4 tRNA genes and 1 rRNA gene are annotated in these 493 nt (G+C 53.8%); all 5 read right to left on the reverse strand.

Features of this window, described 5'->3' with window-relative positions:
* Positions 1–49: 49 nt before the first annotated feature.
* Positions 50–125, reverse strand: a tRNA-Val gene (locus GHT08_RS21935).
* An 8-nt stretch (positions 126–133) separates the two neighbouring features.
* A tRNA-Glu gene (locus GHT08_RS21940) sits at positions 134–208 on the reverse strand.
* Positions 209–219: 11 nt separating this feature from the next.
* Positions 220–311: transfer RNA gene (locus GHT08_RS21945), tRNA-Ser, on the reverse strand.
* A gap of 2 nt (positions 312–313) precedes the next feature.
* Positions 314–388: transfer RNA gene (locus GHT08_RS21950), tRNA-Asn, on the reverse strand.
* 12 nt (positions 389–400) lie between these two features.
* A 5S ribosomal RNA gene (gene rrf / locus GHT08_RS21955) occupies positions 401–493 on the reverse strand; the annotation flags it as partial.

Here is a 493-nt window from a genome sequence, read left to right on the forward strand (position 1 = left end):
TACCAGACTGCTCCACCCCGCGATAATAAGGAATGTATTAATTTTTAAATGGTGGAGGATGCAGGGCTCGAACCTGCGACCCCTTGCTTGTAAGGCAAGTGCTCTCCCAGCTGAGCTAATCCTCCTAAGTAAGTGGTGACCCGTACGGGATTCGAACCCGTGTTACCGCCGTGAAAGGGCGGTGTCTTAACCACTTGACCAACGGGCCTATATTAAAAGTGGCGGAGAGCGAGGGATTCGAACCCTCGGTACGGCGTTGACCGCACACACGATTTCCAATCGTGCTCCTTCGACCACTCGGACAGCTCTCCATTGGCTCCACAGGTAGGATTCGAACCTACGACCGATCGGTTAACAGCCGATTGCTCTACCACTGAGCTACTGTGGAATGGAAGAAAATGCCTGGCAACGTCCTACTCTTGCAGGGGCGTGAGCCCCAACTACCATGGGCGCTGGAGAGCTTAACTACTGTGTTCGGCATGGGAACAGGTGT

Origin of the sequence: Gracilibacillus saliphilus (genome assembly GCF_010994085.1) — a bacterium.
GTDB classification, from domain to species: Bacteria; Bacillota; Bacilli; order Bacillales; family Amphibacillaceae; genus Gracilibacillus; species Gracilibacillus lacisalsi.